Raw genomic sequence first — 1,282 nt, 5'->3', positions numbered from 1 at the left:
GAAGGCCCTTCGGAGGGCCTGGGCAGGGGTGATCAGCGTGTTCATTCGATGCTTTTGATGTTGTATTTGGTGATTTCCGACAGGAAGGCCTGTTGCTTCGGGTCCTCGGGGTCGTAGTCCAGCCCGTCGGCCTTGCGGGCCTCCCAGACCTTCATGTAGATGGGCTTCGACCGGGTCGGCGGACGGTTTACGATCTCGAGCGAGGAGGTGTCGATTCCGAGTGTCGCGGTGATGAGCGTGCGGACGGGCTCCGTGAGTTCGGCCTGTTCGGCGAGGATCACCATGTTGAGCGCCACCTCGTATTCGTGGAGGATCCGTTCGGCGTTGAAGCCCGAGCCGTAGTCCAGACCGCTCAGGGTCCGGAACCACGAGTGGGCCACGACGATGTCGGACGTAGCCTGCTCGTGCAGCGCCTGCCAGTCGCCCTCGTTCTGGGCCGTGATCGGAATGAAGCGCGAGTTGTCCTCCTCGCCGCCGTCGCGCAGGACGAACATTACCTGCCCGGGATTCCCGGCGAACTTCTGCTCGGCCAACCGGACGATGCGTTCGGCTTCGGCCTCGCTGTCGGCCGACGAGTCGAGCATCATCACGCTCGAGAGCTGGAACGAGTTGTCGAGCCGCGAGATGTTCCACCGGTCGGTCTTGTAGGCGATGGCCGAGACGTTCAGCCCGGCGATGTAGGGCGGCACGCCGTAGTGTTCGAACGCCGGTTCGTAGTCCTTGTAGTGGATTGCCGTGCGGAGCGTGCCGTCGGCCTGCTCCTCGAATGCGGGATAGAGCGGCAGCGACCGCGCCTCTTCGGGGCGGAAGGCGCTCCAGTCGTAGTGCAGGAGGATGTGGGCCGAGTCGCGGGCCAGGCGGCAGCGCGTGGCGTCCTGGTGGAAGAGCGCGAGGAAGATGCGTGCCGGGGCCGTAGCTTCCGCCCGGTCGGGGAAGCTCCCGGCGGGGGCCGCTTCGGTCGTGGCGGTCACCGTGCGCCCCGCAGCCGGGGTGAAGCCGGTTTCGTCGTCGGCCGGTTCGAACCGCAGAGCGCGACGCAGCAGGGGTGCCGCGTCGCAGCGGGCCTCCCTGACGCCGACGTAGCGCCGCATACCGAGGCAGGTCGTGCCGTCCGATGCGACGAGACGGAGGTCGATGTCCGCCGCCTCGGGACTCTCCACGACGTAGATCGCCCCGGAGCCGAGTGCGGTGTACTGTTCGGGAATCTGTGTAAAGGTCATGGTGGATATGGATTTGGAAAGGATGGGCAGGGCAGCAGGGCCCGGGAGGCGGGACAGTGCGG

General features: G+C 66.3%; 1 protein-coding gene. It reads right to left on the bottom strand.

What is annotated here, in order from left to right; translation table 11 throughout:
- Window positions 1-41: 41 nt before the first annotated feature.
- The gene (locus tag QZL63_RS05085; RefSeq protein ID WP_290586074.1) at window positions 42-1,277 is read right to left on the bottom strand and encodes a phage portal protein; all 1,236 of its coding nucleotides are present in this window, start codon (window positions 1,275-1,277) and stop codon (window positions 42-44) included.
- Between the last annotated feature and the right edge of the window lie 5 nt (window positions 1,278-1,282).

Source organism: Alistipes sp. CAG:268 (genome assembly GCA_000434235.1).
Classification (GTDB): Bacteria; Bacteroidota; Bacteroidia; order Bacteroidales; family Rikenellaceae; genus Alistipes; species Alistipes avistercoris.
The sequence above is the reverse complement of the archived record's forward strand: the minus strand, read 5'-3'. Positions and strand labels throughout refer to the sequence as shown.